The sequence below is a fragment of the Desulfitobacterium metallireducens DSM 15288 genome (genome assembly GCF_000231405.2).
In the GTDB taxonomy this organism is placed as follows: domain Bacteria; phylum Bacillota; class Desulfitobacteriia; order Desulfitobacteriales; family Desulfitobacteriaceae; genus Desulfitobacterium_A; species Desulfitobacterium_A metallireducens.
Map to the genome: position 1 here is coordinate 1,420,073 of NZ_CP007032.1, position 21,825 is coordinate 1,441,897.

A 21,825-nucleotide genomic window follows, 5' to 3' on the forward strand; every position below is an offset into this window, starting at 1 on the left:
ATACACCTCCGCAGGAAGTGCACCTCTCCAGTCCCATTCCTACTGTACTACCATACTACAATTTATTTATTTATTTTATGTTATAGTTTTCGCAAATGATTGTCAATATGATTTAATTAAATAATTTTTCTTTTTTCTCCCTGGTACATACTCACATTTCCTAGTAAACCATATATTGTTAACAAAAAGATTATCAATATTTAAATGAAACTACTGAAATGTTGAGATAACAGGACGTGAAGGAGGAAATTTTATGAATATGCCAATGCAACCTATGACCGGTACTGCAGGTATGATGGGAACCCCAGGAATGGGTATGACACCTGGAACAATGGGAGCTGCTCCCGGAATGTATGCCCCAGCTTTTCCCCAAGCGGGTTACGTCAACCTTGATCCAGACTATGCACCTGGTGCTGTAACTCTTGATGTAGGTAATCCTTGCTGCTATCCATATCATGGTATGGAGATGCACCATGAGATGCACCATTGTACACCTGAGCAGCTTCCAACCCCAACACCAGAAGTTTATGTTGTTAAAAAGGGAGATAGTGTATACAAAATTGCAAAACGCTATGGAACAACGATGAGAGCGATCATACTTGCCAATAATCTCTCAAATCCTGATCTTATTTATCCTGGGCAGGTCTTATATATCCCTGGCGTCTAATCTTATGCATTGACTCTTTCCCAGGGAATATCTGAAAACAACAGCTGAACCTTTGAGGTTCAGCCGTTGTTTTCTTTTACAAAACTCACAAATGTGTATATACTGTATATAATTATAATGTACAGTATATACACATAAAATTATAGGCGTATTTTTTAAAACAAATAACCCTTGCTTATTGGCTTATTAAAAGGAAGGAGGATAAGGAATTGAAAATTCTCATCTCAAACTCTTCGTCAGACCCGATTTATCAACAGATATTTAATCAGATTCAGCAAGCTATTTTTAAAGGTGAATTAAAGGAAGGTGAAGCCCTGCCCTCAATCCGTAATCTCGCGAAGGAACTTCAGATTAGCGTTATTACAACGAAACGCGCTTATGACGACTTGGAACAAGATCATTTTATTGAAACTGTTCCAGGAAAAGGTTCTTTTATTGGCATACAAAACAAGGAGCTTATGCGCGAAAAGCATCTTCGAATTCTCAAAGATCAGCTAATAGAAGGAATTCAGACGGCTAAACTCTTGGGGATACATTTAGATGAACTCCAGAAAATGCTGACATTGCTTTATAAGGAGGAGTGAAAATGGATAAAATTTTGAAGTCCATGACTTAACGAAGCATTAGTCTGATTGTTCTCTTGCTCATGTTAATTTTCTTAGGTATGTCTTTTCTTCAATCCCTTCGTTTTATAATCGTTAGGAGTTCTGAAATTATTTGGAATGCAATTGTACATGAGTTTAGAAAGTTCTAAAGCCTTATATATTACAGGCAGCTTCTGCGAGGAAGCTGCCTGTAATACTGTATATTTTTCTAAATCTGTGAACTTGTTTTAATAGGGATAACACGTAAACAACTATTTTACAGCTGGCTCACCCTTGATAGAATGGATTAGTTCAAGAGCATTTTTTACAGTCGCATCCTCACCATCCATCACAAGCGTGATTGCTCCTTCAGAACCATTCACGCCACCGGAAGCAATGCATTTGGCATGAACAGGGAAGAGGGCCTCTAAAGCTGTTATTTCGGTAACCACGGTTGCACCAAACATAGGTATTAACCCTATCTTATCACCAATGGCTTCATCCGGACGATGCCCAGACATAAACTCGACTGCTTCACGAACATCCGGAACGAGCTTTTCTAAGCCAATGGGTACAATGAGCTCTATCCCACGGACATACAATGTGCCTTCTGCTGCCCCAATGGTTCCTCCTGTGAGATTAGAAGCTGCAACAGCTGCTAACCCTGTATGATCCACAGCATTTCCACCTTTAATAAAAAGGTCCCCAGGTTCTAATTTTGTAAGGTATTCTTTCCAATGAACATCAGATCTGAGTGCTTTACCTTTCGAAATGATAAATGGATGAATTTGTTTTTTTTCTGCACTGACCCCAGTTTTACCCTCACTAATGATACCTACTGTATAGGTACTTTTCTCATCTATCCGTATCCCTAAGATTTCTTCCGCTAGGAAAGCATTCGTCGTTCCTCCCGCAAGAATGATGGTGTGTTCAGCTAATGCTTTTTGCATAGCAGGCAGAGCTTTAACTCCTTTTGCAATCAAACGTTTTGACTCACTTGAAGTAAGTGTGATTTGTGCTCGCATTAAATTCCTCCTCCTTATACCATAGGCTTTTTCCAAGGAATCTTTCCTTATTCATATTCTAAAGCGAATTGAATGAAAGGTCAAAATGTTCGCCAAAAACTACCAGATGAACCGTATATAAAAGTCATTGACAGGTAACGTCTTGGCTGGCATAATAGAGTCATAGATAAGACTTAATATTTAGTTAGCTTTCCCGCAAAGCTCCAATATGCCAGATTGTGTATAAGTCAAACTTAAATCACCAAAGTAGGTTTCGAATTTTGTTCCTTCGTAAGATCGCATTCGAGTCTGATCAATCGTTTACCGACATTGGAACATTTTATTCTGTGGGATTGTAATTGGGAATCTAATTCAGTGGATATCTTTGTCAAGTACCGTTTATAGCTTTCGGTTTTCTTAGAGCTTTGCGGGAATTATATTAAAAACGTCTGGCCGCTTGAACGTAATAGTTTAAGCGGTCTTTCTTTTAGCAATAAATATAAAAATGATCCAAATTAGGGATTTTTTAGTAACAATTTATTTCTGATAACATAATTTATATTAGGTAAATTCAATAAACTAAGATTTAAATCACAGGAGGGAAATATTATGGCACTTGGTGGAGTAGTTGTTGACGGATGTGGACCAAACTTCTTACCAGGCATTGCAGTAGTCGTTGTGATTATCCTTCTGCTTATCGCGATGGGAATCGTCTTCTAATTTCGCATAAGGTCAGACTAAAAATAGAGAGGGAGGATCATTATGTACGGATATGCATGTGGCGTACCTTTGGGCGGTTGCGTAGGAGTTGGGATTATTGCGATTGCGATTCTCATCCTTATTGCTCTCGGCGTAATCTTCTAAAAATGGTTTAAAACTAAATTGAACAGGAGGGCGTCCTGAATACAGGGCGCTCTCTTTTTATACATATAAATTTTGCACATGAATAAAAAAGGACATCCTATAACATCCTAACTTTGGTCTTATTAACATAAGTATTAAACAGATAAGCAATCAATATTGAAATTAAGATAGGAGAATAGGCATGAATTCAAATATTCTCGCTTTAAAAAGTTTAGAAAAGCTTCTTTTGGCCCAAGGCTTTCTCTACTGTCAAGTAACAGGACAAAGGATTATGTCTGATGAGGAGTTAGCCCTCATAACTATAGGCAACGATTCAGGTCAAATTCTAAGTCTGCCTGTACATAAAACTTATTCTAAAGAACTCCTGCAAAACGAATTGAGCACATTTTCACTAGGACTTCCTTCCTTAGAGGATCTAGAAGAGGATGAAGTACTCTATTAGAGGTGGGTGCTAGTAGGAGCTTATACAATAAATATATTAAAAAAGGCGTAAAGAACGCCTTTTTTCTACTTCTATACACAATAATCAAATGTCTTTGTAATAGGTTCTGATTTTCTTATTCTCTTTCTAATGATCAATAATCCAATATACATTTCCTTTTTAATCGAGTACTCTCTTGGATATGACTAGTGCTAAAGTCCCTTGAAAGCAAGGACTTAGATAAAAAAATATAAGCCTTCTCGATTCGACTAATATGACCAATGCTTCATGTTAAATTAAATCGAGAGATATATAATAAAGTCAGAAACGAACATTCTAAATAGTTAAAACTATGATGAAGGGATAGTGTTTTCTATGAAAAACAAATTGATGGGTATTTTAAAAGATGACGCAGGACAAGCCATGACAGAATATGGATTAATTATTGCATTAGTTGCTGTGGTAGTGATTGTAGCACTTGGAGCTATAGGAACAAATCTAAATACTAAATTCTTAGGAATAGGAACAGAGTTAGCCAAATAGCTAAACCTGATCCATATCAAATGGTTTAAATTTTAAAATACCATCTACGACCCTACTGTATTTCAGTAGGGTCGTTTCCAAAAGGGGGACGCTACATGGGGCTTACTGAAGTGGTCTTAGGTTTCACATTGAGTATTGCAGCTTTTACAGATTGGCGGGAACATCGAATCCATAATAAGCTTCTTGGCCCAGCCTTCTTGGTTGCTATATTTTTACAAACCTTCTTTAATGGTTGGGCAGGTTTGAAAGAAAGCACGATCGGAGCATTGGTTGGATTTGGTATCTTACTGATTCCCTATTTATTTGGTGGAATGGGAGCGGGTGATGTTAAATTGCTTGCTGTCATTGGAGCTTTTGGTGGCGCACATTTTGTTATCACCAGTTTCCTCTATGGAGCGATTATTGGGGGAGTTATTTCAGTGGCATTGCTTGTTCGCCATGGAGCACTTGGAGCTACACTGAAACGATTTCTTTTGTTATTTCCATTACTATCTAAACCTGAATATCTTAGTGAGGATATGCGGAATGCTCGTAAAGAGAAATTCCCTTATGGCATCGCTATTGTATTGGGTACTGCACTTGAAATGTTTATACCTTTTCCAGGAGGATTTTAGAAATGAAACTTCACAAAGAGGAACAGGGGCAGGCCTTGGTTGAAATGGCACTTGTATTGCCTCTTCTGTTATTACTTCTCTTTGGGATAATTGAAATGGGTCGGGTAGGATACGCCTATATCACGGTTAGTAATGCTGCCCGATCCGCTGCTCGAGTCGCTACTACTGGAGGAATGGATCTGGATATTCAAAATGCTGCAATAATTGCTGCCCCCTCTTTAAATGAAGCAGAACTGACGACAGTAATCACCCCGACGCAGGCTAACCGCCAATCAGGACAAAGTGTCCAAGTCCAAGTCTCCTATCCGGTACACCTCATAGTCCCTCTGATTAGCGATATCCTTCCGAATCCTTTTGTAGTCAATTCAACTCTAAGCATGCGTGTAGAATAGAATGGGGGAGAACGAATGGCTATATGGACTCAATTTATGTTTTTATATATGAAGTTAGCACGGTCGCATGTACCGGAGCCTGAGATAAACTCGTCTGAACGGGGAAGTATAGTCATTCTTGTTGCTTTAGGGATGACTGTCTTATTAGGAAGTTGCGCAATGGTGGCCGACATCGGGCTGCTCTATGTACAAAAGGCCCGACTTCAAAATGCGGTTGATTCGGCAGCATTGGCTGGAGTTCAGGAACTCCCAGGTGATACAAATCGCGCTAATCAAGTAGCTGAGGATTATGCCTCGCAAAATGGTGTTAATAATATCACGACGCGTATTGAAGCTAATAATTTTGAAATAGCTGTTGCAGGTCAAAAAACGGTCCCTACTTCTTTCGCAAAATTATGGGGAATTAACGAAGAACAAATATCCGCTAATTCAGCGGCAATGATGGTCCCTCCCAGTTCATTATCTGGAGCGGTCCCTTTAAGCATACAAGAACAGGACTTCCAATATGGGGCTCTCTATACCTTAAAAACAGGATCAGGGAATCAGATTACGGGGGAAATTGGAGGTCAATATTATGGCTGGTTTGGTCCCTTGGATCTTACCGGAGGTGGTGCTAGTGATTATGAAGCGAGCTTGACCAATAATTACCAAGGAAGTTTAAGTATTGGCCAGTTTATTAACACCGAAAACGGTAATATGAGCGGGCCAACAAAACGTGCAGTTGAGACTCGTCTTGCTAGTGATACGAGAGTGCCCCCTAATACCTTTGATAACCATGATCGTAATGCTCCGGAGATTATTTACGTGCCGATTGTAAAGTTCGCTAATTCTGATCTGAATGCAGTATATCAAGTCCAAATTACCGGATTTGCTGCGTTTTTCCTCGAAGGTGTATCAGGAAATGGTACTGACTCAATCATTACGGGTCGTTTCATAAAAACTTTAATCACCAGTGGAAAGACTGGGGGAACTCTGGCCGAGCTTCTTAAACAAGAAGAAGATATGAAAAGCGGAACCTCTGGTATAGATTATGGCCTCTATGCACCCAAACTCGTTGCGAATTAGGAGTGAACATAAATATGCATCGAAAAGGTTTTTTACTACTTGCTTTGATCTGTGGTCTTATTGCGTCGGGCTCAATTTATGTTTTCTTAAGTGGGACGCGATCAGGTCCTCAGGAAACTTTAAAGTCACTAGTGATTACTAAAAGTAGTATTCCGGCACGTTCAATCATCAAAGCGGAGCAGCTCACGACAAAGGAAATTCCGAGTCAGGCATATCCAGTGGGTGGTGCTTCTTCCATTGAAAGCGTGGTTGGCTCTGTTGCCTTAGTTAATTTAACAGCAGGTGATTCTATTGTTAATTCTGTCATACAACACTCTACAAGTAATGTCACAAATTATTCAGGGTCCATTGCACTTACCGTTCCTGACGGTAAAAGAGCGGTAGCCATTCCGATTGGGCTTGTGAGTGGGGTAGGGTTTATGGTTAAACCCGGAGATCATGTGGATATTCTCGTAACGATGGATATTAAAGAACCCCCTGGAAACGGTCAAACCTATACTAGTTTAGTTGCTCAAGACGTACTGGTCTTAAGTAACGGGGAAAGCTCATCTTCTGATAAAACAAAGGTAGAAGTGAAATCCTATACTCTTGCCCTCACCGTACCTCAAGCAATGGCTGTAACCTTAGGGAGTGAAAAAGGAAGTATCCGTTTATTATTAAGAAATCCAGTCAATACCGATCAGCGCTCTGATACACCTTTTACAGCAAACAAATATCTCGATCCAAATTACTTCACTCTTTATAAATAAAGGAGGACTATGAATGAAGCGTATAGGGGTCCTCATTGTTGATGATATCAGTGATACCCGAGAAAGTGTAAGACGTCTTCTCCAATTTGAGACAGATATTGAAGTCATCGGGGAAGCGGGCGCAGGCTCTGAAGCTCTGCGCCTAGCGGAAAGCTTACATCCCGACATTGTACTTATGGATATCAATATGCCAGACATGGATGGAATTCGAGCAACTGAATTTCTTTCCTTGCGCGTTCCTGATTGTGCAGTAATTATAATGTCAGTTCAAGAGGAGCAAGACTATCTCCGACGCGCAATGATGGCAGGAGCTCGCGAATATATTGTCAAGCCTTTCACAGGGAGTGAATTGTCGAGTACTATTGCCAGAGTCTATGAAATTGAGAGCCGTAAACGCGAGGCTCTCGGGAAACAGCTAGAGGCGCCGATAGTTACTCCGGAGAAAACCCGAAAAGGTCAGATTATTTCCTTCTTCAGCACAAAGGGAGGAGTCGGTAAAACGAGCTTAGCAACAAACTTAGCCGTCGAGCTAGCTCGCTCAGGAAAGTATAGAGTACTTCTGATTGATTTGAACTTACAATTTGGGGATGTTTGTGCCTTTTTGAATTTAGCTCCTAAACGTAGTATTGCCGATTTAGCTCAGTCGGGTTCTCTTCAATATAGTGAAATTCAGTCCTTTTTATTGACCCATTCTACAGGAATCCAAGTGCTTGCGGCACCTACTCGTCCCGAATATGCCGATTTTGTTAGCGTCGAACAGGTTGAACAAATTCTTCAAGAAGTTAAATCCCATTTTGATTTTATTATTTGTGATACGGTGAGTCGTTTCGATGAATTTAGTATGCTTAGTCTTGATCTTGCAGAAACAATCTTTCTTATTGTCGGTATGGACGTCCCCGCACTTAAAAATGCTAAGCTAAGTTTAGAAACTTTGGAAGGTCTTCATTATATGGACAAAATCAGAGTCGTTCTCAATCGCTCCGGTAAAGAAATGGGACTTGATCTGAAAAATGTGGAAAAAGCATTGAATATCAAAGTCGATTTTGCAATACCGAGCGATGGTAAATCAGTACTTACTGCGCTTAATCAGGGTATTCCTTTTGTTAATTCCCATCCACAAAGCAAAGTAACAGAGGGAATCCGAATCATTGCACAGACTTTAACCCGCCAATCCTCTCAGGCAAATGATAACGCCACTCCAATTGAAAATAATTGTAAAGGTTTTTGCCGAATACGCCGCGCATTTGGCCTATAGGAGGATTAAACCATGTCGTTACTTAAACGTTTAGAAAAGGAAAAAATTATTGTCGAAGATCCTGTTCAAGAATTGAGAACGAATCGTCCTGTACAACTGCTTGATCCGTGGAAAGATTTTAAAAACCAGGTTCATCATGAAGTTATTCAAGCTTTGGACACCCCAGAAACTGAAAACTTGGAGGTTGAAACTCTTCGCCCGATTGTTGAAGAGATTTTTGAAAAGAAGATAGAGCTTCAAGGCATTACCATCTCTCGGAGTGATCGTCAACGGCTTATTCAACAAATTTTGGATGAGATTCTTGGATTTGGTCCAATTACACCACTTTTGAATGATCCTGAAGTTAATGAAATTATGGTTAACGGTCCCAGTCAGATTTATGTTGAACGTAAAGGAAAATTAGAACTCGCTCCAATCACCTTTTATGATGACCAGCATGTACTCCATATTATCGAAAAGATTGTCGCACCACTCGGTCGGAGAATTGATGAAAGCCAACCTATGGTAGATGCCCGTTTACCTGATGGTTCGCGGGTTAATGCTATTATTCCGCCCCTGGCTCTCAATGGACCAACATTAACCATTCGAAAATTTGCTAAAGACCCTTTCAAAGTTGAAGATTTGATTCGCTTTGGTACTTTGAACCAAGAGATGGCTCTATTTATTGAGGCCTGTGTTACTTCGCGACTCAATATTATTGTTTCTGGAGGAACAGGGTCTGGTAAAACGACGACGTTAGGAGTGCTGTCAGGGTATATTCCAGAAGATGAGCGAATTATTACTATCGAAGATGCGGCAGAATTGCAACTTCGGCAAGCTCATGTCGTAACCTTGGAAACACGTCCCCCTAACATTGAGGGTAAAGGGGCAATTACGATTCGTGATCTTGTTCGAAACTCTTTGCGGATGCGACCCGAGCGGATTATCGTTGGCGAGGTAAGAAGCGGTGAAGCCCTGGATATGCTTCAGGCTATGAATACGGGGCATGACGGCTCACTTACCACGGGACATGCTAATACTCCACGGGACATGCTGTCTCGTCTCGAGACCATGGTTCTAATGGCGGGGATGGAACTACCTGTACGTGCTATCAGGGAACAGATCTCCAGCGCTATTGATGTTATCGTACAGCAAAGCCGTTTGCGGGATGGCAGCCGCCGCATTACCCATATTACTGAAGTTCTTGGAATGGAGGGAGATGTCATTGTTCTCCAGGATATTTTCCGCTTTGAGCAAACGGGTGTCGACAAACAAGGCAAAGTCCAAGGCTATTTCCGTGCAACCGGTATTCGTCCTCATTTTATGGAAAAATTATTAGTAGCAGGACAGGCTCTGCCGGAGAATCTTTTCAGTAATGAATAAATGTCATGAGGAGGAAGCTACATGCCCATTTTTCCACTTAATGTATCCCTCTGGGTTGCAGCAGTTTCCATCTTTTTAACCATTTATCTTTTGATTCTAGCTTTTAGTTATCGAAATGAAACACTTGAAGAACGCTTGAAACGTTTTACCGCCTTACGGACAACCAACAATTCAACTGTTACCAAAGAAAAAACATTGAAAGACTTACTTACTCATCTAGGGGAATTTACCCCAAAGCGTTGGCGAGCAAAGCTTGATCGTGAACTCATGCAAGGAGATATTCCTCTTCGTGGAGGTGAATTTCTTGTTCTCCAGGAATTATTAGCCCTATTATTATTTTTAGTTTCTATTTTACTGACGCATTTGCTTAGTATTAGTCTTCTTTTTTTAGTCTTAGGAGGATTCTTTCCACGTTTATATTTAATGAACGCGCAAAAGAAAAAAAGAAAACAGTTTGATAATCAACTTGCGGATTCACTCCTTATTTTGGCTAATTCCCTACGAGCTGGATTTAGTTTACTTCAGGCCATGGAAATGGTGAGTCAGGAAATGCCTAACCCAATTTCTGGTGAGTTTAAAATAACCCTTCGTGAAATGACATATGGTACTTCGACAGAAACAGCACTTAGCAATCTGGCTGAACGAGTGGGCAGTGATGATCTCGATCTTCTTGTCACTGCAGTGTTGATTCAACGACAGGTTGGTGGAAATCTTGCTGAAGTATTGGTTAATATACATTCCACTATCGCTGATCGAATCCGTATCCAGCAAGAAATAAAAACCTTAACTGCACAAGGACGAATGTCTGGCTATGTAATTGGTGCCCTGCCCTTTGGTATAGCTGGAATCCTTAGCGTAATTAATCCGAGTTATTTGAAACTCCTGTTTACAACATCTTTAGGCTTAGCTCTGCTTGCCACGGGCTTGATTTCTCAATTCATTGGTTTTCTCATTATCCGTAAAATTATCGCAGTTGAAGCGTAACCTTTTAACGCAATCTAATAAAGGGAAGGGTGTGAGACTGTGTTTGAATCCCTAATCATTCTCGGGACCTTCGGTTTTGTTTTCTTCACGATTCTCGCACTCTTTGCTGGAGAACGTGTAAAAAAGCCACAGGAACGAATTATGCACGTGCTTGGCAGAGAAGAGCAAAGCGAAGCGTTTCCGCCTCTAAAAGAGCGAGTCCGTTTAATGATTCTAAAGCTTACAGTGTTTTTTCCATATCGCCGTTCTAAAGATCCAAAAGGACAAAATAGCCGGGATACCAATTCAAGCGGCTCAAGAGATAAAGAAGATGGGGAGAACGTTAAGGGTCTGCAATATGGATTGGGCTTGTTGCTTGGCTTAGTTATTTTAGTCCTTTCGATTCTCCTTCGGACCAGTACAATCATGCGTCTAGGAGGCTTTGTCCTGGGTTTCTTGATTGGATATTTATTTCCTAAAAGTTGGTCAAATGCCCAAATGAAGAAGAAACAGCTCGAGATCGAAAGATCTTTACCCGATGTTCTTGATCTTTTAACCGTTAGTGTGGAAGCAGGACTCGGCTTTGATGCGGCCTTGTTAAAGGTGGTTGAAAAGCAAAAAGGGGCCTTAGCTGAAGAATTTTTAAAAGTCCTTCAGGAAATAAAAATGGGGCGCCCACGTCGGGACGCCCTTAGAGATTTGAGTAAACGTAATCCGATTGAAGATTTGAGTAATGTTGTAGCTTCTTTGGTGCAAGCAGACCAACTGGGGATTCCCATCGCAGGAGTTCTTCGCAACCAGTCTAAACAAATTCGTCAGAAGCATCGGCAGAGAGCGGAAGAAAAAGCCCAAAAAGCTCCCGTTAAGATGATGATCCCCCTTGTTTTTTTCGTTTTCCCGAGCGTATTTATCATCATTCTTGGACCGGCCGTAATTCAGATTATTGATATGTTTTCAAAGCAATAATTCGAATTGACCTAAACGATTAATCATAAATTTAAAATGGAATAGAAGTCAATTTATAAAAGAAAGAAGGGAGAGGTTAGGTCATGACTACAGTCAGTCTCGAAAATTTTCGCACAGGTGAGACAATTGCCTCTTCCGTAATGTATGCTGATTCGTTTTGGCCTCGCTTACGTGGATTGCTTGGACGATCCCCCTTAAAGCCATATGAAGGATTATGGCTGATCCCTTGTCAGCAAGTTCATATGTTCGGGATGAAGTATTCTTTATCCATTTGGTTTATTAACTCCCGGGGAGAAGTTTGTTATATTCTTGATCAGTTAAAGCCAGGTAAGATTTCTCCACACATCAAGGAAGCGTCCTCAATTCTTGAACTTCCTGTAGGATGGGCTCAGAAAACGGGGACGCGAGTAGGAGATGTTTTAATTCAGTCGGTTAATCATTAAAAAACTGTTTGAATACCGTACTCATGGCGAGATGATCCTTTACTCCGCCCAATTCTCGTATAGAGTGCATGCCTAGAAGTGGATTTCCTACATCAACCGAGCGAATATCCAGGTGCGTTGTTGAAATTGGACCGATAGTTGAGCCTCCTCGTTCATCAGAGCGATTAACAAAGAGTTGGACGGGTACTTTAGCTTCTTCACAGATTCCATGGAAAATAGAAGTACTCTCACCATCTGAGGTGTAGCTTAAATTTGCACTGAGCTTAATTACGGGGCCTCCATTCAAAACAGGCCTATTCACTGGGTCATGCTTCTCCACTACATTGGGGTGTAGAGCATGGGCCATATCCGCGGAAACCATGAAGGATTGCGCAAGTGCTTGATAGTATTCTTCGCGGTTTTTCCCGAGAGCCAGCATAATCCGTTCTAATACGGAAGCAAGCAGAGGAGAGGCAGCACCTTGTTTCGAGGTGCTGCCGACCTCCTCATTATCAAAACAGGCTAATATAGGAGTCGTTTCATTACTCTCTGTTTGGGCTAGTGCCCAGGTCCCGGCATGAACCATTGCTAAATCATCAAGGCGACTGCTTGAAATGAATTCTTGGTTCAGTCCGATAATACTTCCGTTTTCATTTTCATAAAGAACAATATCAAAATCAATAATGTTCTCTGGAGAAACCTGTAATAGCTTTGAAAAATAATTAATGAGAACGTTTTCCTTTCCTAGAGCTTCTCCCTGCATGCCTAAAAGTGGAAGAAGGTCTTTTTGTTTATTTAGTGCAACTCCCTCATTTACTTTACGATTCATATGAATCGCAAGATTCGGAATGGTGAGCAGGGGGCTAGGACTTTGAAAAAGTAAACTTTGCGGATGATAAGGAGATTTTCCTTTAAGTACGACCCGTCCAGCCAAAGCAAGGGGACGATCAAGCCAGGTGTTTAAAATCGGTCCTCCGTAAGTTTCAACATTGAGCTTAAGATATTTTCCCTCAACCGAAATAATGGGCGAAGGTTTTAGACGAAAGGTAGGACTGTCCGTATGTGTACCGAGAATATGAAAGCCCGATTTTTCGGGTGTTGACTCACCCAGGATGAAAGCAATTAAAGCTGAGCCATTTCGGCTTACAAAATACTTTCCTTTTGGAAGGAGTGCCCACTTTTCCTCGAACGTTAATTCCGTGAATCCTAAAGGGATCAATTGTTCCTTTACGCTTCGAACCGCGTGAAAAGGGGAAGGACTGGTTTTGATAAACTTCAACAGATCTTCGGCATGTTTAATTTCGTCTTTAGAAATTAGAATTGGGCTAAGCATAAATATTACACTCCTTTTCAATCAATAAACGCTTCATGGTTCATCATAATTCTATTTTTACGGTGAGTCAAAACGGCTTTTATTTAAATATAAAGGAATTTTAAACATTTTTAGGCATTATCAGAAAATCCTTCTTGATGCAGGAAAAAATGTTAAGGAAAGCGAAGGTGGATTAAAGAAGCAATGGGTAATTAAAAACAGGTAAATAAATTTGAAATGAATTTCTTAAGGAGAATCTATAGATGGTTGAGTTAACGACTCTTGAGGGCTCTGATTTATCGCTTTTAACGGAAACTTGGAATCGGTGCTGGCAAGGTTATTTTTACGAAATGTTTTTTAATGAAGAGAATCTAAGAATTTGGATCGAGCATGGGCAGATTAAGCTTAACCATTCAATTGCTCTGAGAGAGCATGGAAAGATAGTAGGTTTCACCTTTCTGAGTCAAACGGATTATGAGGGTTGGATCGCCGGAACTGCCATTGATCCACAATATCGGGGTAGAGGACTTTTTGCGCCCATGCTTCAAGCTCAAATCAATTTAGCTAGATCTATTGGGTTGAGAAGGATCTATCTTGAGGTACTCTCCCGAAATTATGCCCAATATACTTATAAATCTCAAGGTTTTCGTTTTGTTCGCGATCTTCATCTTTATCGTTTAACGCCGGGCACAATTAAATTAGATCATGCCCGAAGCCCATACATCAATTTTCAAAGTGTTGACCTATCTGCTTATTTTTTGACCCGGAAAAAAGCAGGTTTTATTCCCTCATGGCAAAGGCGCGCTCATTATCTCAAACGCTACACTTCGATCAACGCTTGGCTCAATTCACAAGAGACCGCTGGAATGTTATATGGAGGTGTGGAAGGAAAAACTCTACTTGATGCCTGGGCTGCCTACGACGATGCTGCCCAAGAATTGCTCTCGTTTCTCAATGAACATAATTATGGAGAATTCTCACTGAACAATCAACCTCAGGATTCTGTAATGCGCATGTTAACCTTTGCGGGAATTCATCCGACAGATCTCTTATATGAGATGATCTGTGAATTTGATCGCTAGAGTCTCGTAACTTAAACATTCAAACAAATTCAACACAAGAAATATTATAAGAATAAAATAAAAATAAATTTAAATTTGAATTAAATTCTAGAATGCTTGATTTTCAAAGCCAATAATGTTATACTATTTAAGAGTGAATGAACCAATTATTTACAGTTAGAGAGGAGGAAATATATGAGTGAAAATGAAAAAATCATGATTGAAGCAATTCTTGCTTCTGTTGGACTAGAGCCAATTAGAGTTCATGAGTCGGGAAAACCCAAAAAAATCTCCTAGAAAGGATCTGGTAACGTGCCATTAACCCAGGCCAATACAAATGAGCGATTCTTCAGAGAGTAAAACGAGTTCCTAACATCTACGTTATGGAACTCGTTTTTATTTTTATATTATGCATTATTTATGCTGTCCCTTCATATCTTAGGGGTTACAGGGAAAATGTTACCGTCTCATCTTCGATTTATGATATACTACGATTAATAATTTTCTTCGTAGAAAGGGATGGCAGGATGTTTACTCAAGACAATGCAACTCCAAAACACAAGATTGCAATAGTTACGGATAGTGCTTGTGACCTTAACCCTGATATTATTCAGCAATATGGGATTCAAGTTTTACCCTTACATATTATTTATAATGATCGTGAATATAGAGATCGTGTCGATATTTCACCTCAAGAAGTTTATGACCACTTAGAAGAAGAAGTCCCGAAAACATCGTTACCCTCTCCGGCTGAGATTTATGAACTTTTTAATCGGTTACATGATCAAAACTTTACACACGTTTTAGCAATTCATCTCTCCAGTGGTCTAAGTGGAACCTACCAAACAGTATCTACAATTGCTGAGGAATTTAAGGATATGGTTATTGAGGTTGTCGATTCCAAAACTCTCTCCTTTGGTCTTGGCTTTTCTGTTCTAGAGGCGGCTAGAGAGATTCAACGCTCCTTTAATTTTGAAAAGGTTAAGACTGTGGCTAAAGAAGTCGTCGAGAATATGAAAGCCTACTATGTCGTCTCAACTTTGGAATACCTGAAAAAAGGAGGGCGTATTGGCTATGTTGCGGGTACGCTTGGAGAGTTACTTCATATTAAGCCGATAATCTCGATCAATTCGGAAGGTAAATATTTTACAGTAGCTAAAGTGCGGGGACGAGAACAATCTCTTCGTAAGTTAGGTAGTATCCTGAAAGAACATGTCTGCGATACAATTTCGAACGTAGCTATTGTTCATGGTGGAGCTGAAAAAGAGGCAAGGGATCTTGAAAAAGCAGCTTTGGAACATCCGAATATTCAAGAAGTATTCTTCGGTCAAATCAGTCCAGCACTCGGAGTGCACACAGGACCAGGTTTAGTTGGAGTTCTGGTCTATCCGGTCGTAGGTTGAGCGTGTAGATAATTACCAGTCTATTAGTCCACTTAAAGAAGTGAAATATTTTTTAGTTTCATAACGAAGGAGTAACAAGATGATTCAGGAACGCTATAAACTTTGGTCTGAACATTCCTATTTTGATCTTGAAACACGTGAAGAACTGAGGGCATTAACGGATCTTTTAGAGATTGAAGACCGTTTTTATATGGATCTTGAATTTGGAACAGGTGGATTGCGCGGTATTTTAGCAGCAGGTACGAATCGGATGAATATTTATGTCATACGCAAAGCGACCCAGGGTCTAGCGGATACAATTCGCGAATATGGCAAAGTGGGGATGGCTAAAGGAGTGGTCATTGCTTATGATTCGAGGCGCTTTTCTTTTCGCTTTGCCCAAGAAGCGGCCTTGATTCTCGCTAAGAATGGCATAAAGGTTTATCTCTTTGACGCTTTACGACCGACTCCTGAACTTTCGTTTGCCGTCCGTTATCTGCAAGCTCAAGCAGGAATTGTAATCACGGCTAGTCACAATCCTAAGGAATACAATGGGTATAAAGTTTATTGGGAGGATGGGGGACAGGTTCCACCTGCTCAAGCCGATCGAATCTCCGAGCATATTTCAGCTCGCGAAAGTTGGGTGGATTTAGAACCCCTATTAGAAGAAGACGCGCGGGCTCAAGGTTTGTTGATTACGGTTGGGGAAGAAATTGATCAAGCTTATCTCTCTCAAGTTAAAGATTTGTCTCTCTATCCTGAACTTGCTCAAGAAGAAGGCTCAACACTTAAAATCGTTTATTCACCATTACACGGAGCTGGAAATGTCCTCGTCCGAAGGGTACTAAACGAACTGGGGTATACCTCTGTTTTTGTCGTTCCTGAGCAGGAAAAGCCGGATCAGAATTTTTCCACAGTGCCATATCCTAACCCTGAAATTCCGTCGACCTTCGATTTAGCACGACACTATGGAGAACAACAACAGGCTGATTTGCTTTTAGCGACTGACCCCGATTCAGATCGATTAGGCGTTGTTATTCGTAATCAAAAGGGGAAATATGAGCAATTAACCGGTAACCAAATTGGTGTTCTCTTGGCCTATTACCTCATCAGCCAGAAGAAGGCTTTAGGCATTCTCTCTCCTAAAGCGACTCTTATTAAGACTATCGCTTCAACTGACTTAGCCGATGCATTAGCCTTAGACCTTGGAGTCCAAGTTGAGAATGTTCTGACTGGCTTTAAATTTATTGCTGAAAAGGAAAAAGAGTTGGAAGAAAAAGGTCAGGGTGATTTCCAATTTGGTTTTGAGGAAAGTTACGGCTTTTTAGCTGGACATTTCGTCCGGGATAAAGATGGCGTCATTGCAGCCATGTTGGTTGCAGAAGCTGCGCTTTATTATAAGCAAAAAGAGCAGTTCACCTTACTACAGGTCCTCGATAAAATCTATCAGAAGTATGGCTATTATCATGAAGCTCAAACTTCAATTACCTTAAAGGGTAAAGAAGGCAAAGCAGAAATGGAACAAATTATGGCTGGCTTACGGCAGTCTGAGATTCATTCCTTTGCAGGTATTCCCCTTGAGCGAATTGACGACTATGAGTTACGAATAGGTAAGCGATTAAGTGGAGATGTTCCAGACAAAACGTATGTTTTAACGTTACCTCAGTCAAAAGTGCTTCGCTATGCCTTTACCGGGGGTGGCTTTGTCATGGTTCGCCCTTCTGGAACCGAACCTAAAATAAAATTTTACTTCTCTATTCGTGGAACTCAGCCTAAAACAGTAGAGAAGACCCTTGTTCAAGTAAGAGAAGATCTCTTGGCAAAGGTTAGTCAGATTCTAGGAAAATCGCTAAATCATTAATTTAGTTTATTGTGATTTTTAAAAATGAATATGTATTGAGTATCTTGAGTAAAACATCTAATTGGTGTTTTACTTTTTTTATGATCAATTAATGTTAATTAAATATCTGACCTTTATTGACCTTCATGTTTCAAAATACTATAATGAAGTTAATCGATAATATTTAAATGAAAAAAGGAGGGATGACTTATGGATTTTAAAGATTATTATTCTATTCTTGGGGTACCTAAAGATGCTGATGATAAAACCATTAAAAAAGCATACCAGAAGCTGGCGAAAAAATATCATCCAGATGTCAACCCTGGTAATAAAGAGGCCGAGGAAAAGTTTAAAGAAGTAACAGAAGCTTATCAAGCGATTGTTGATCCAGAAAAACGGCGTAAATATGAAGATGTGCGCCAAAACTACGAATCATGGCAAAAAAATGGGGGCCAAGGTAATTATGACTGGACTCGTTGGCAATCACAACCAGACCAAGAAAGTTATTCACGGACAATGAGCCCCGAGGAATTTGCTGAGATGTTTGGAGATCTAGGCTGGGGTGGAAACTCTTCCAGTTCGGGCGGCGGTTTCTCAGATTTCTTTTCAACCCTTTTTGGTATGGGCGATATAGAGCAGGGTACAAGACGTGGACACCACGCAGGTTTTGCGACTACTCAAGCGGCGGGGCGGGATCGAGAACTCGAAGTCAGCATTTCACTGGAAGAAGCGTATCACGGAACAACACGTGTAATCGATACTGGAGGAAAACGCATTCAGGCGAAAATTCCTCAAGGAGTTCGCACAGGATCAAAAGTCCGTCTTGCGGGGCAAGGAAATGTAGGATTAGGAGCTGGAGCGAAGGGCGATCTTTATCTTATTATAAATGTTAAAAATCACCCAACTTATTCAAGGGATGGAAATGATTTAATAACAAAGAGGCCGATTGAATTTTACCAGGCAATACTCGGTGGCGAAATCAAGGTCAAGACGTTAAATGGAGATGTCACGCTCAAAGTACCCCCTTACACCCAAGGTGATACTAAATTTAGGCTAAAGGGCAAAGGAATGCCTCATCTTGAAAATCCCAAGCAGTATGGTGATCTTTATGTCAAAACTCGACTAACTCTCCCGGCTAATCTAAGTGAGAAAGAAATTTCAGAACTCAGAGATTTAGCTGTTAGATATCAGCATCTCTAGTAGAAAGGTTGTGATTGATTTATGGCTTTTGATACCAACCGTTTCACTCAGAAGTCACAAGAAGCGATTATTAATGCGCAAAATATGGCAGAACGTAATGGCAATAGTGAAGTTGAGCCAGAGCATCTTCTATTAGCTTTATTGGAACAAGAAGACGGGGTTGTCTCCCAAGTTCTCACAAAGCTTAAGCTTGCCGTGGGAGCTTTGGAACAAAAAACGCGTGAGACAATCAACCGCTTTCCACGGATAAGTGGAGGGAACGTGCAATTAACGATATCTTCTCGTTTAAGAACTACCCTTGTCTCAGCCCATGATGAAATGGCTATCTTTAATGATGAGTATGTTAGTACTGAGCACATACTGTTAGCCCTACTAAGTCGAGCGGGTGGTGCAGTTGAGCAAATTCTTAAAGAAGCAGGTCTTACTCGTGAAAAACTCCTTCAAGCTTTACGTGAAGTACGAGGAACACAACGAGTGACAAGTCAAAACCCAGAGGGCACTTATCAGGCCTTAGAGCAATATGGACGAAATCTTGTGGAGCAAGCACGCAGAGGTAAGCTTGATCCTGTGATCGGACGGGATGAAGAAATTCGTCGAGTGATTCAGATTCTCTCACGGCGGACCAAAAACAATCCGGTTCTTATCGGCGAGCCGGGTGTCGGTAAAACGGCAATTGTTGAGGGCTTAGCCCAGCGGATCGTACGTGGTGATGTTCCGGAATCAGTGAAAGATAAGAAGCTTATTGCTTTAGATATGGGTTTACTGATTGCAGGAGCCAAATATCGAGGCGAATTTGAGGAACGTCTGAAAGCGGTACTCAAGGAAATCCAGGATCATGAAGATGTCATTCTCTTCATTGATGAATTACACACTGTGGTGGGTGCAGGTGCTGCTGAAGGCGCTATGGACGCCAGTAATATGCTTAAACCAATGCTGGCCCGTGGTGAACTTCGCTTAGTTGGGGCCACAACCCTCGATGAATATCGTAAGTATATTGAAAAGGATGCAGCTTTAGAACGTCGCTTCCAACCCGTTGTTGTAGATGCACCCAGTGTTGAAGATACAATTTCAATTCTTCGCGGTTTGAAGGAACGCTACGAAAGACACCATGGAGTGCGCATAACGGATGGGGCAGTTATCGCAGCAGCAGTCCTCTCTGACCGCTATATTAGTGATCGCTTCCTCCCGGATAAAGCGATTGATTTAATCGATGAAGCAGCTGCCAGCCAGCGTATGGAAATAACGAGTGACCCATTTGAGCTGGATCAGATCAAGCGACGGGTCCTCCAATTGGAAATAGAACGTGAAGCCCTTAAAAAAGAAAAGGATGAAGCAAGTAAAGAGCGGTTGACTAAAATTGAAGAAGAGCTCGCCAATCTTAAAGAACAAAAGAGTGGATTAGAAGCCCAACTCCAAGGAGAACGAGAAATCTTAGCTCAAATTAAACAACACAAAGACGAACTGGATCAAGCTCGTACCAAGATGGAACAGGCTCAACAAGTGTATGATTATAATAAAGCAGCAGAGCTTCAATATGGTATTATTCCACATTTAGAAAAAGAACTGAAGGAATTAGATGAGCAGTTAACTGGGCGAAAAAATTCCTTGCTTAAGCAGGAAGTCGATGAACAGGATATTGCCGAAGTTGTTTCTAAATGGACAAATGTTCCGGTTACGAGACTTCTCGAAGGAGAAATGGCTAAGCTTGTGCATATGGAAGACAGGCTTCATCAACGCGTTGTTGGTCAAGATGAGGCTGTCGTGGCTGTTTCTGATGCAGTTAGACGTGCACGTGCAGGATTGCAAGACCCTGATCGTCCTTTAGGATCCTTTCTCTTCCTCGGGCCCACGGGAGTGGGAAAAACTGAACTGGCGAAAGCCTTAGCTGAATTTCTATTTGATGACGAACAAGCTATAGTTCGAATCGATATGTCAGAGTATATGGAAAAGCATACAGTTTCACGGTTGATTGGAGCTCCTCCAGGGTATGTTGGCTATGAAGAAGGAGGGCAACTGACTGAAGCAGTACGGCGTAAACCCTATAGTGTGGTTTTATTTGATGAAATTGAAAAGGCACACCGAGATGTGTTCAACGTACTTCTTCAGCTACTCGATGACGGCCGTTTAACTGATGGTCAAGGGCGGGTAGTCAATTTTAAAAATACGGTTGTTATCCTAACAAGTAATATTGCCAGCCCAGCAATCCAAGAAATGAACCGTTCATCAGCTGGGCAAGAAGAAATCAGAACCCGTGTCACTGAAGAACTGAAAAATTACTTTCGCCCAGAGTTTCTGAATCGTCTCGATGATATCATTGTTTTTAATCCGCTCGGGCAAGAGCATATCGGTAAGATTGTTGAGATTCAGCTTCAGCAACTTCACGATCGTCTTGCCGAACGCAAGTTAATCATTAAGCTGAGTGACAAGGCCCGAGGCCAGATTGCTCAAGAAGGTTATGATCCCATCTATGGGGCACGACCACTCAAACGTGTTATCCAGCAACGACTTCAAAACCCACTAGCAATGAAACTTTTACAAGGCGAATTCAAGGAAGGACAGCAAATTCATGTGGATTTTAATCCTGAAGGTCATTTCATTTTTCGTTCCCTGTAATAGACGATTTAATAGATCAGCATCTCAATCAAATTATTGATCCCTTTTTGGGGATTAGGTATTTCAATTCTATTTATTGACTAATCCTGGCAGTTGCATGAGAGCAATTGCCAGGATAATTATGATGATTACAATATTTCATTGATATTCTCTATGAAATTTATTGTAAAAATATCAGTGAGGGTAGAGTTAAAGAAGAGATGGATTAACTTGCAGTCTTGAGTTTCTCAGTATAAACTAATACTTGAAACCTTTTTCATAAATAGGACTTTATTAACTGGGAGAAGGATGTGACTTATGCAGAGGAACAAGTTTGAAATGTTTCTTTTTATCCTCGTTATTGTTTTCATTTTTTTCTCGGGCCAACTTGAGCCAGCAATTACCATGACCATTACCGGAATCTTACTCGGCATCATTTTTATTTATCGGGCCCGCTCTAAAAAAAGGTAAATCTTTTGGTTACTTTGCCCAATCATGAATTCTCTAGCAATAGAAACAGTAACTTCGGTGATTGGTGTTGGAAAGAATAAAAGGGTAAGCAACAAT

The 21,825-nt window shown here is 40.7% G+C and carries 20 protein-coding genes; 18 read left to right on the forward strand and 2 right to left on the reverse strand.

The annotated features are described in order from the left end of the window. Positions 1-253 precede the first annotated feature (253 nt). Positions 254-667 carry a LysM peptidoglycan-binding domain-containing protein gene (locus DESME_RS06835; protein ID WP_006715454.1) on the forward strand — a complete coding sequence of 138 codons (414 nt, stop codon included), beginning with the start codon at positions 254-256 and terminating at the stop codon, positions 665-667. 209 nt (positions 668-876) lie between these two features. Then, entirely contained in the window at positions 877-1,251 is a 375-nt protein-coding gene (locus DESME_RS06840) for a GntR family transcriptional regulator (protein ID WP_006715453.1), read from the forward strand. A 272-nt stretch (positions 1,252-1,523) separates the two neighbouring features. Here the strand turns inward: DESME_RS06840 and DESME_RS06845 are convergent, their stop codons facing one another. Continuing rightward, positions 1,524-2,276, reverse strand: coding sequence for a hypothetical protein (locus tag DESME_RS06845; RefSeq protein ID WP_006715452.1), 753 nt, complete (start codon positions 2,274-2,276; stop codon positions 1,524-1,526). Positions 2,277-3,300: 1,024 nt separating this feature from the next. On the opposite strand from DESME_RS06845, the gene DESME_RS06855 reads away from it, so the two are divergent. From DESME_RS06855 to DESME_RS06905, 11 genes are all read left to right on the forward strand, one after another. Next, a complete protein-coding gene (locus DESME_RS06855) occupies positions 3,301-3,561 on the forward strand; it encodes a hypothetical protein (RefSeq protein ID WP_006715449.1) in 261 nt (86 codons plus the stop codon). A 354-nt stretch (positions 3,562-3,915) separates the two neighbouring features. Then, positions 3,916-4,083 (forward strand): Flp family type IVb pilin, encoded by a 168-nt coding sequence (locus DESME_RS06860; RefSeq protein WP_006715448.1) that lies wholly within the window; start codon positions 3,916-3,918, stop codon positions 4,081-4,083. Between the two features lie 95 nt (positions 4,084-4,178). Next, complete coding sequence (locus tag DESME_RS06865; RefSeq protein WP_006715447.1) at positions 4,179-4,697, forward strand: A24 family peptidase; 519 nt, start codon at positions 4,179-4,181, stop codon at positions 4,695-4,697. Between the two features lie 2 nt (positions 4,698-4,699). Then, positions 4,700-5,089: a TadE/TadG family type IV pilus assembly protein gene (locus tag DESME_RS06870; protein WP_006715446.1), complete on the forward strand. Its 390-nt coding sequence runs from the start codon at positions 4,700-4,702 to the stop codon at positions 5,087-5,089. A gap of 15 nt (positions 5,090-5,104) precedes the next feature. Beyond that, positions 5,105-6,154 carry a pilus assembly protein TadG-related protein gene (locus DESME_RS06875; protein ID WP_006715445.1) on the forward strand — a complete coding sequence of 350 codons (1,050 nt, stop codon included), beginning with the start codon at positions 5,105-5,107 and terminating at the stop codon, positions 6,152-6,154. A gap of 14 nt (positions 6,155-6,168) precedes the next feature. Next, positions 6,169-6,903, forward strand: a complete 735-nt coding sequence (gene cpaB / locus DESME_RS06880; RefSeq protein WP_006715444.1) for a Flp pilus assembly protein CpaB — start codon at positions 6,169-6,171, stop codon at positions 6,901-6,903. A gap of 13 nt (positions 6,904-6,916) precedes the next feature. Further along, entirely contained in the window at positions 6,917-8,158 is a 1,242-nt protein-coding gene (locus DESME_RS06885) for a response regulator (protein ID WP_006715443.1), read from the forward strand. Positions 8,159-8,170: 12 nt separating this feature from the next. Next, positions 8,171-9,520: a TadA family conjugal transfer-associated ATPase gene (locus DESME_RS06890; protein ID WP_006715442.1), complete on the forward strand. Its 1,350-nt coding sequence runs from the start codon at positions 8,171-8,173 to the stop codon at positions 9,518-9,520. A 21-nt stretch (positions 9,521-9,541) separates the two neighbouring features. After that, a complete protein-coding gene (locus tag DESME_RS06895) occupies positions 9,542-10,504 on the forward strand; it encodes a type II secretion system F family protein (protein ID WP_006715441.1) in 963 nt (320 codons plus the stop codon). Between the two features lie 39 nt (positions 10,505-10,543). Continuing rightward, positions 10,544-11,449, forward strand: a complete 906-nt coding sequence (locus tag DESME_RS06900) for a type II secretion system F family protein (protein WP_006715440.1) — start codon at positions 10,544-10,546, stop codon at positions 11,447-11,449. An 83-nt stretch (positions 11,450-11,532) separates the two neighbouring features. After that, a complete protein-coding gene (locus DESME_RS06905) occupies positions 11,533-11,892 on the forward strand; it encodes a DUF192 domain-containing protein (RefSeq protein ID WP_006715439.1) in 360 nt (119 codons plus the stop codon). Here DESME_RS06905 and DESME_RS06910 read toward each other — a convergent pair. Next, the gene (locus DESME_RS06910) at positions 11,882-13,204 is read right to left on the reverse strand and encodes a M18 family aminopeptidase (protein ID WP_006715438.1); all 1,323 of its coding nucleotides are present in this window, start codon (positions 13,202-13,204) and stop codon (positions 11,882-11,884) included. The genes DESME_RS06905 and DESME_RS06910 overlap by 11 nt on opposite strands. 242 nt (positions 13,205-13,446) lie before the next feature. Between DESME_RS06910 and DESME_RS06915 the strand changes: the two genes are divergently transcribed. The 5 genes from DESME_RS06915 (at position 13,447) to clpB (ending at position 21,279) form a co-directional block, all read left to right on the forward strand. Next, on the forward strand, positions 13,447-14,265 hold the full coding sequence (locus DESME_RS06915) for a GNAT family N-acetyltransferase (protein WP_006715437.1): 819 nt from the start codon (positions 13,447-13,449) through the stop codon (positions 14,263-14,265). Between the two features lie 506 nt (positions 14,266-14,771). Next, the gene (locus tag DESME_RS06920; RefSeq protein WP_006715435.1) at positions 14,772-15,647 is read left to right on the forward strand and encodes a DegV family protein; all 876 of its coding nucleotides are present in this window, start codon (positions 14,772-14,774) and stop codon (positions 15,645-15,647) included. A gap of 79 nt (positions 15,648-15,726) precedes the next feature. Then, positions 15,727-17,487, forward strand: a complete 1,761-nt coding sequence (locus DESME_RS06925) for a phospho-sugar mutase (RefSeq protein ID WP_006715434.1) — start codon at positions 15,727-15,729, stop codon at positions 17,485-17,487. A 189-nt stretch (positions 17,488-17,676) separates the two neighbouring features. Continuing rightward, positions 17,677-18,666 carry a DnaJ C-terminal domain-containing protein gene (locus DESME_RS06930; protein WP_006715433.1) on the forward strand — a complete coding sequence of 330 codons (990 nt, stop codon included), beginning with the start codon at positions 17,677-17,679 and terminating at the stop codon, positions 18,664-18,666. 21 nt (positions 18,667-18,687) lie between these two features. Further along, positions 18,688-21,279 (forward strand): ATP-dependent chaperone ClpB, encoded by a 2,592-nt coding sequence (gene clpB, locus DESME_RS06935; RefSeq protein WP_006715432.1) that lies wholly within the window; start codon positions 18,688-18,690, stop codon positions 21,277-21,279. Positions 21,280-21,825 lie beyond the last annotated feature (546 nt).

Bases quoted from the DNA above. Each gene is read 5' to 3' on its own strand.
- cpaB (WP_006715444.1), top strand. From the start codon at position 6,169: ATGCATCGAAAAGGTTTTTTACTACTTGCTTTGATCTGTGGTCTTATT.
- DESME_RS06835 (WP_006715454.1), top strand. From the start codon at position 254: ATGAATATGCCAATGCAACCTATGACCGGTACTGCAGGTATGATGGGA.
- DESME_RS06870 (WP_006715446.1), top strand. From the start codon at position 4,700: ATGAAACTTCACAAAGAGGAACAGGGGCAGGCCTTGGTTGAAATGGCA.
- DESME_RS06925 (WP_006715434.1), top strand. From the start codon at position 15,727: ATGATTCAGGAACGCTATAAACTTTGGTCTGAACATTCCTATTTTGAT.
- DESME_RS06905 (WP_006715439.1), top strand. From the start codon at position 11,533: ATGACTACAGTCAGTCTCGAAAATTTTCGCACAGGTGAGACAATTGCC.
- DESME_RS06895 (WP_006715441.1), top strand. From the start codon at position 9,542: ATGCCCATTTTTCCACTTAATGTATCCCTCTGGGTTGCAGCAGTTTCC.
- DESME_RS06910 (WP_006715438.1), bottom strand. From the start codon at position 13,204: ATGCTTAGCCCAATTCTAATTTCTAAAGACGAAATTAAACATGCCGAA.
- DESME_RS06885 (WP_006715443.1), top strand. From the start codon at position 6,917: ATGAAGCGTATAGGGGTCCTCATTGTTGATGATATCAGTGATACCCGA.
- DESME_RS06875 (WP_006715445.1), top strand. From the start codon at position 5,105: ATGGCTATATGGACTCAATTTATGTTTTTATATATGAAGTTAGCACGG.
- DESME_RS06865 (WP_006715447.1), top strand. From the start codon at position 4,179: ATGGGGCTTACTGAAGTGGTCTTAGGTTTCACATTGAGTATTGCAGCT.
- DESME_RS06915 (WP_006715437.1), top strand. From the start codon at position 13,447: ATGGTTGAGTTAACGACTCTTGAGGGCTCTGATTTATCGCTTTTAACG.
- clpB (WP_006715432.1), top strand. From the start codon at position 18,688: ATGGCTTTTGATACCAACCGTTTCACTCAGAAGTCACAAGAAGCGATT.
- DESME_RS06860 (WP_006715448.1), top strand. From the start codon at position 3,916: ATGAAAAACAAATTGATGGGTATTTTAAAAGATGACGCAGGACAAGCC.
- DESME_RS06920 (WP_006715435.1), top strand. From the start codon at position 14,772: ATGTTTACTCAAGACAATGCAACTCCAAAACACAAGATTGCAATAGTT.
- DESME_RS06890 (WP_006715442.1), top strand. From the start codon at position 8,171: ATGTCGTTACTTAAACGTTTAGAAAAGGAAAAAATTATTGTCGAAGAT.
- DESME_RS06855 (WP_006715449.1), top strand. From the start codon at position 3,301: ATGAATTCAAATATTCTCGCTTTAAAAAGTTTAGAAAAGCTTCTTTTG.
- DESME_RS06930 (WP_006715433.1), top strand. From the start codon at position 17,677: ATGGATTTTAAAGATTATTATTCTATTCTTGGGGTACCTAAAGATGCT.
- DESME_RS06845 (WP_006715452.1), bottom strand. From the start codon at position 2,276: ATGCGAGCACAAATCACACTTACTTCAAGTGAGTCAAAACGTTTGATT.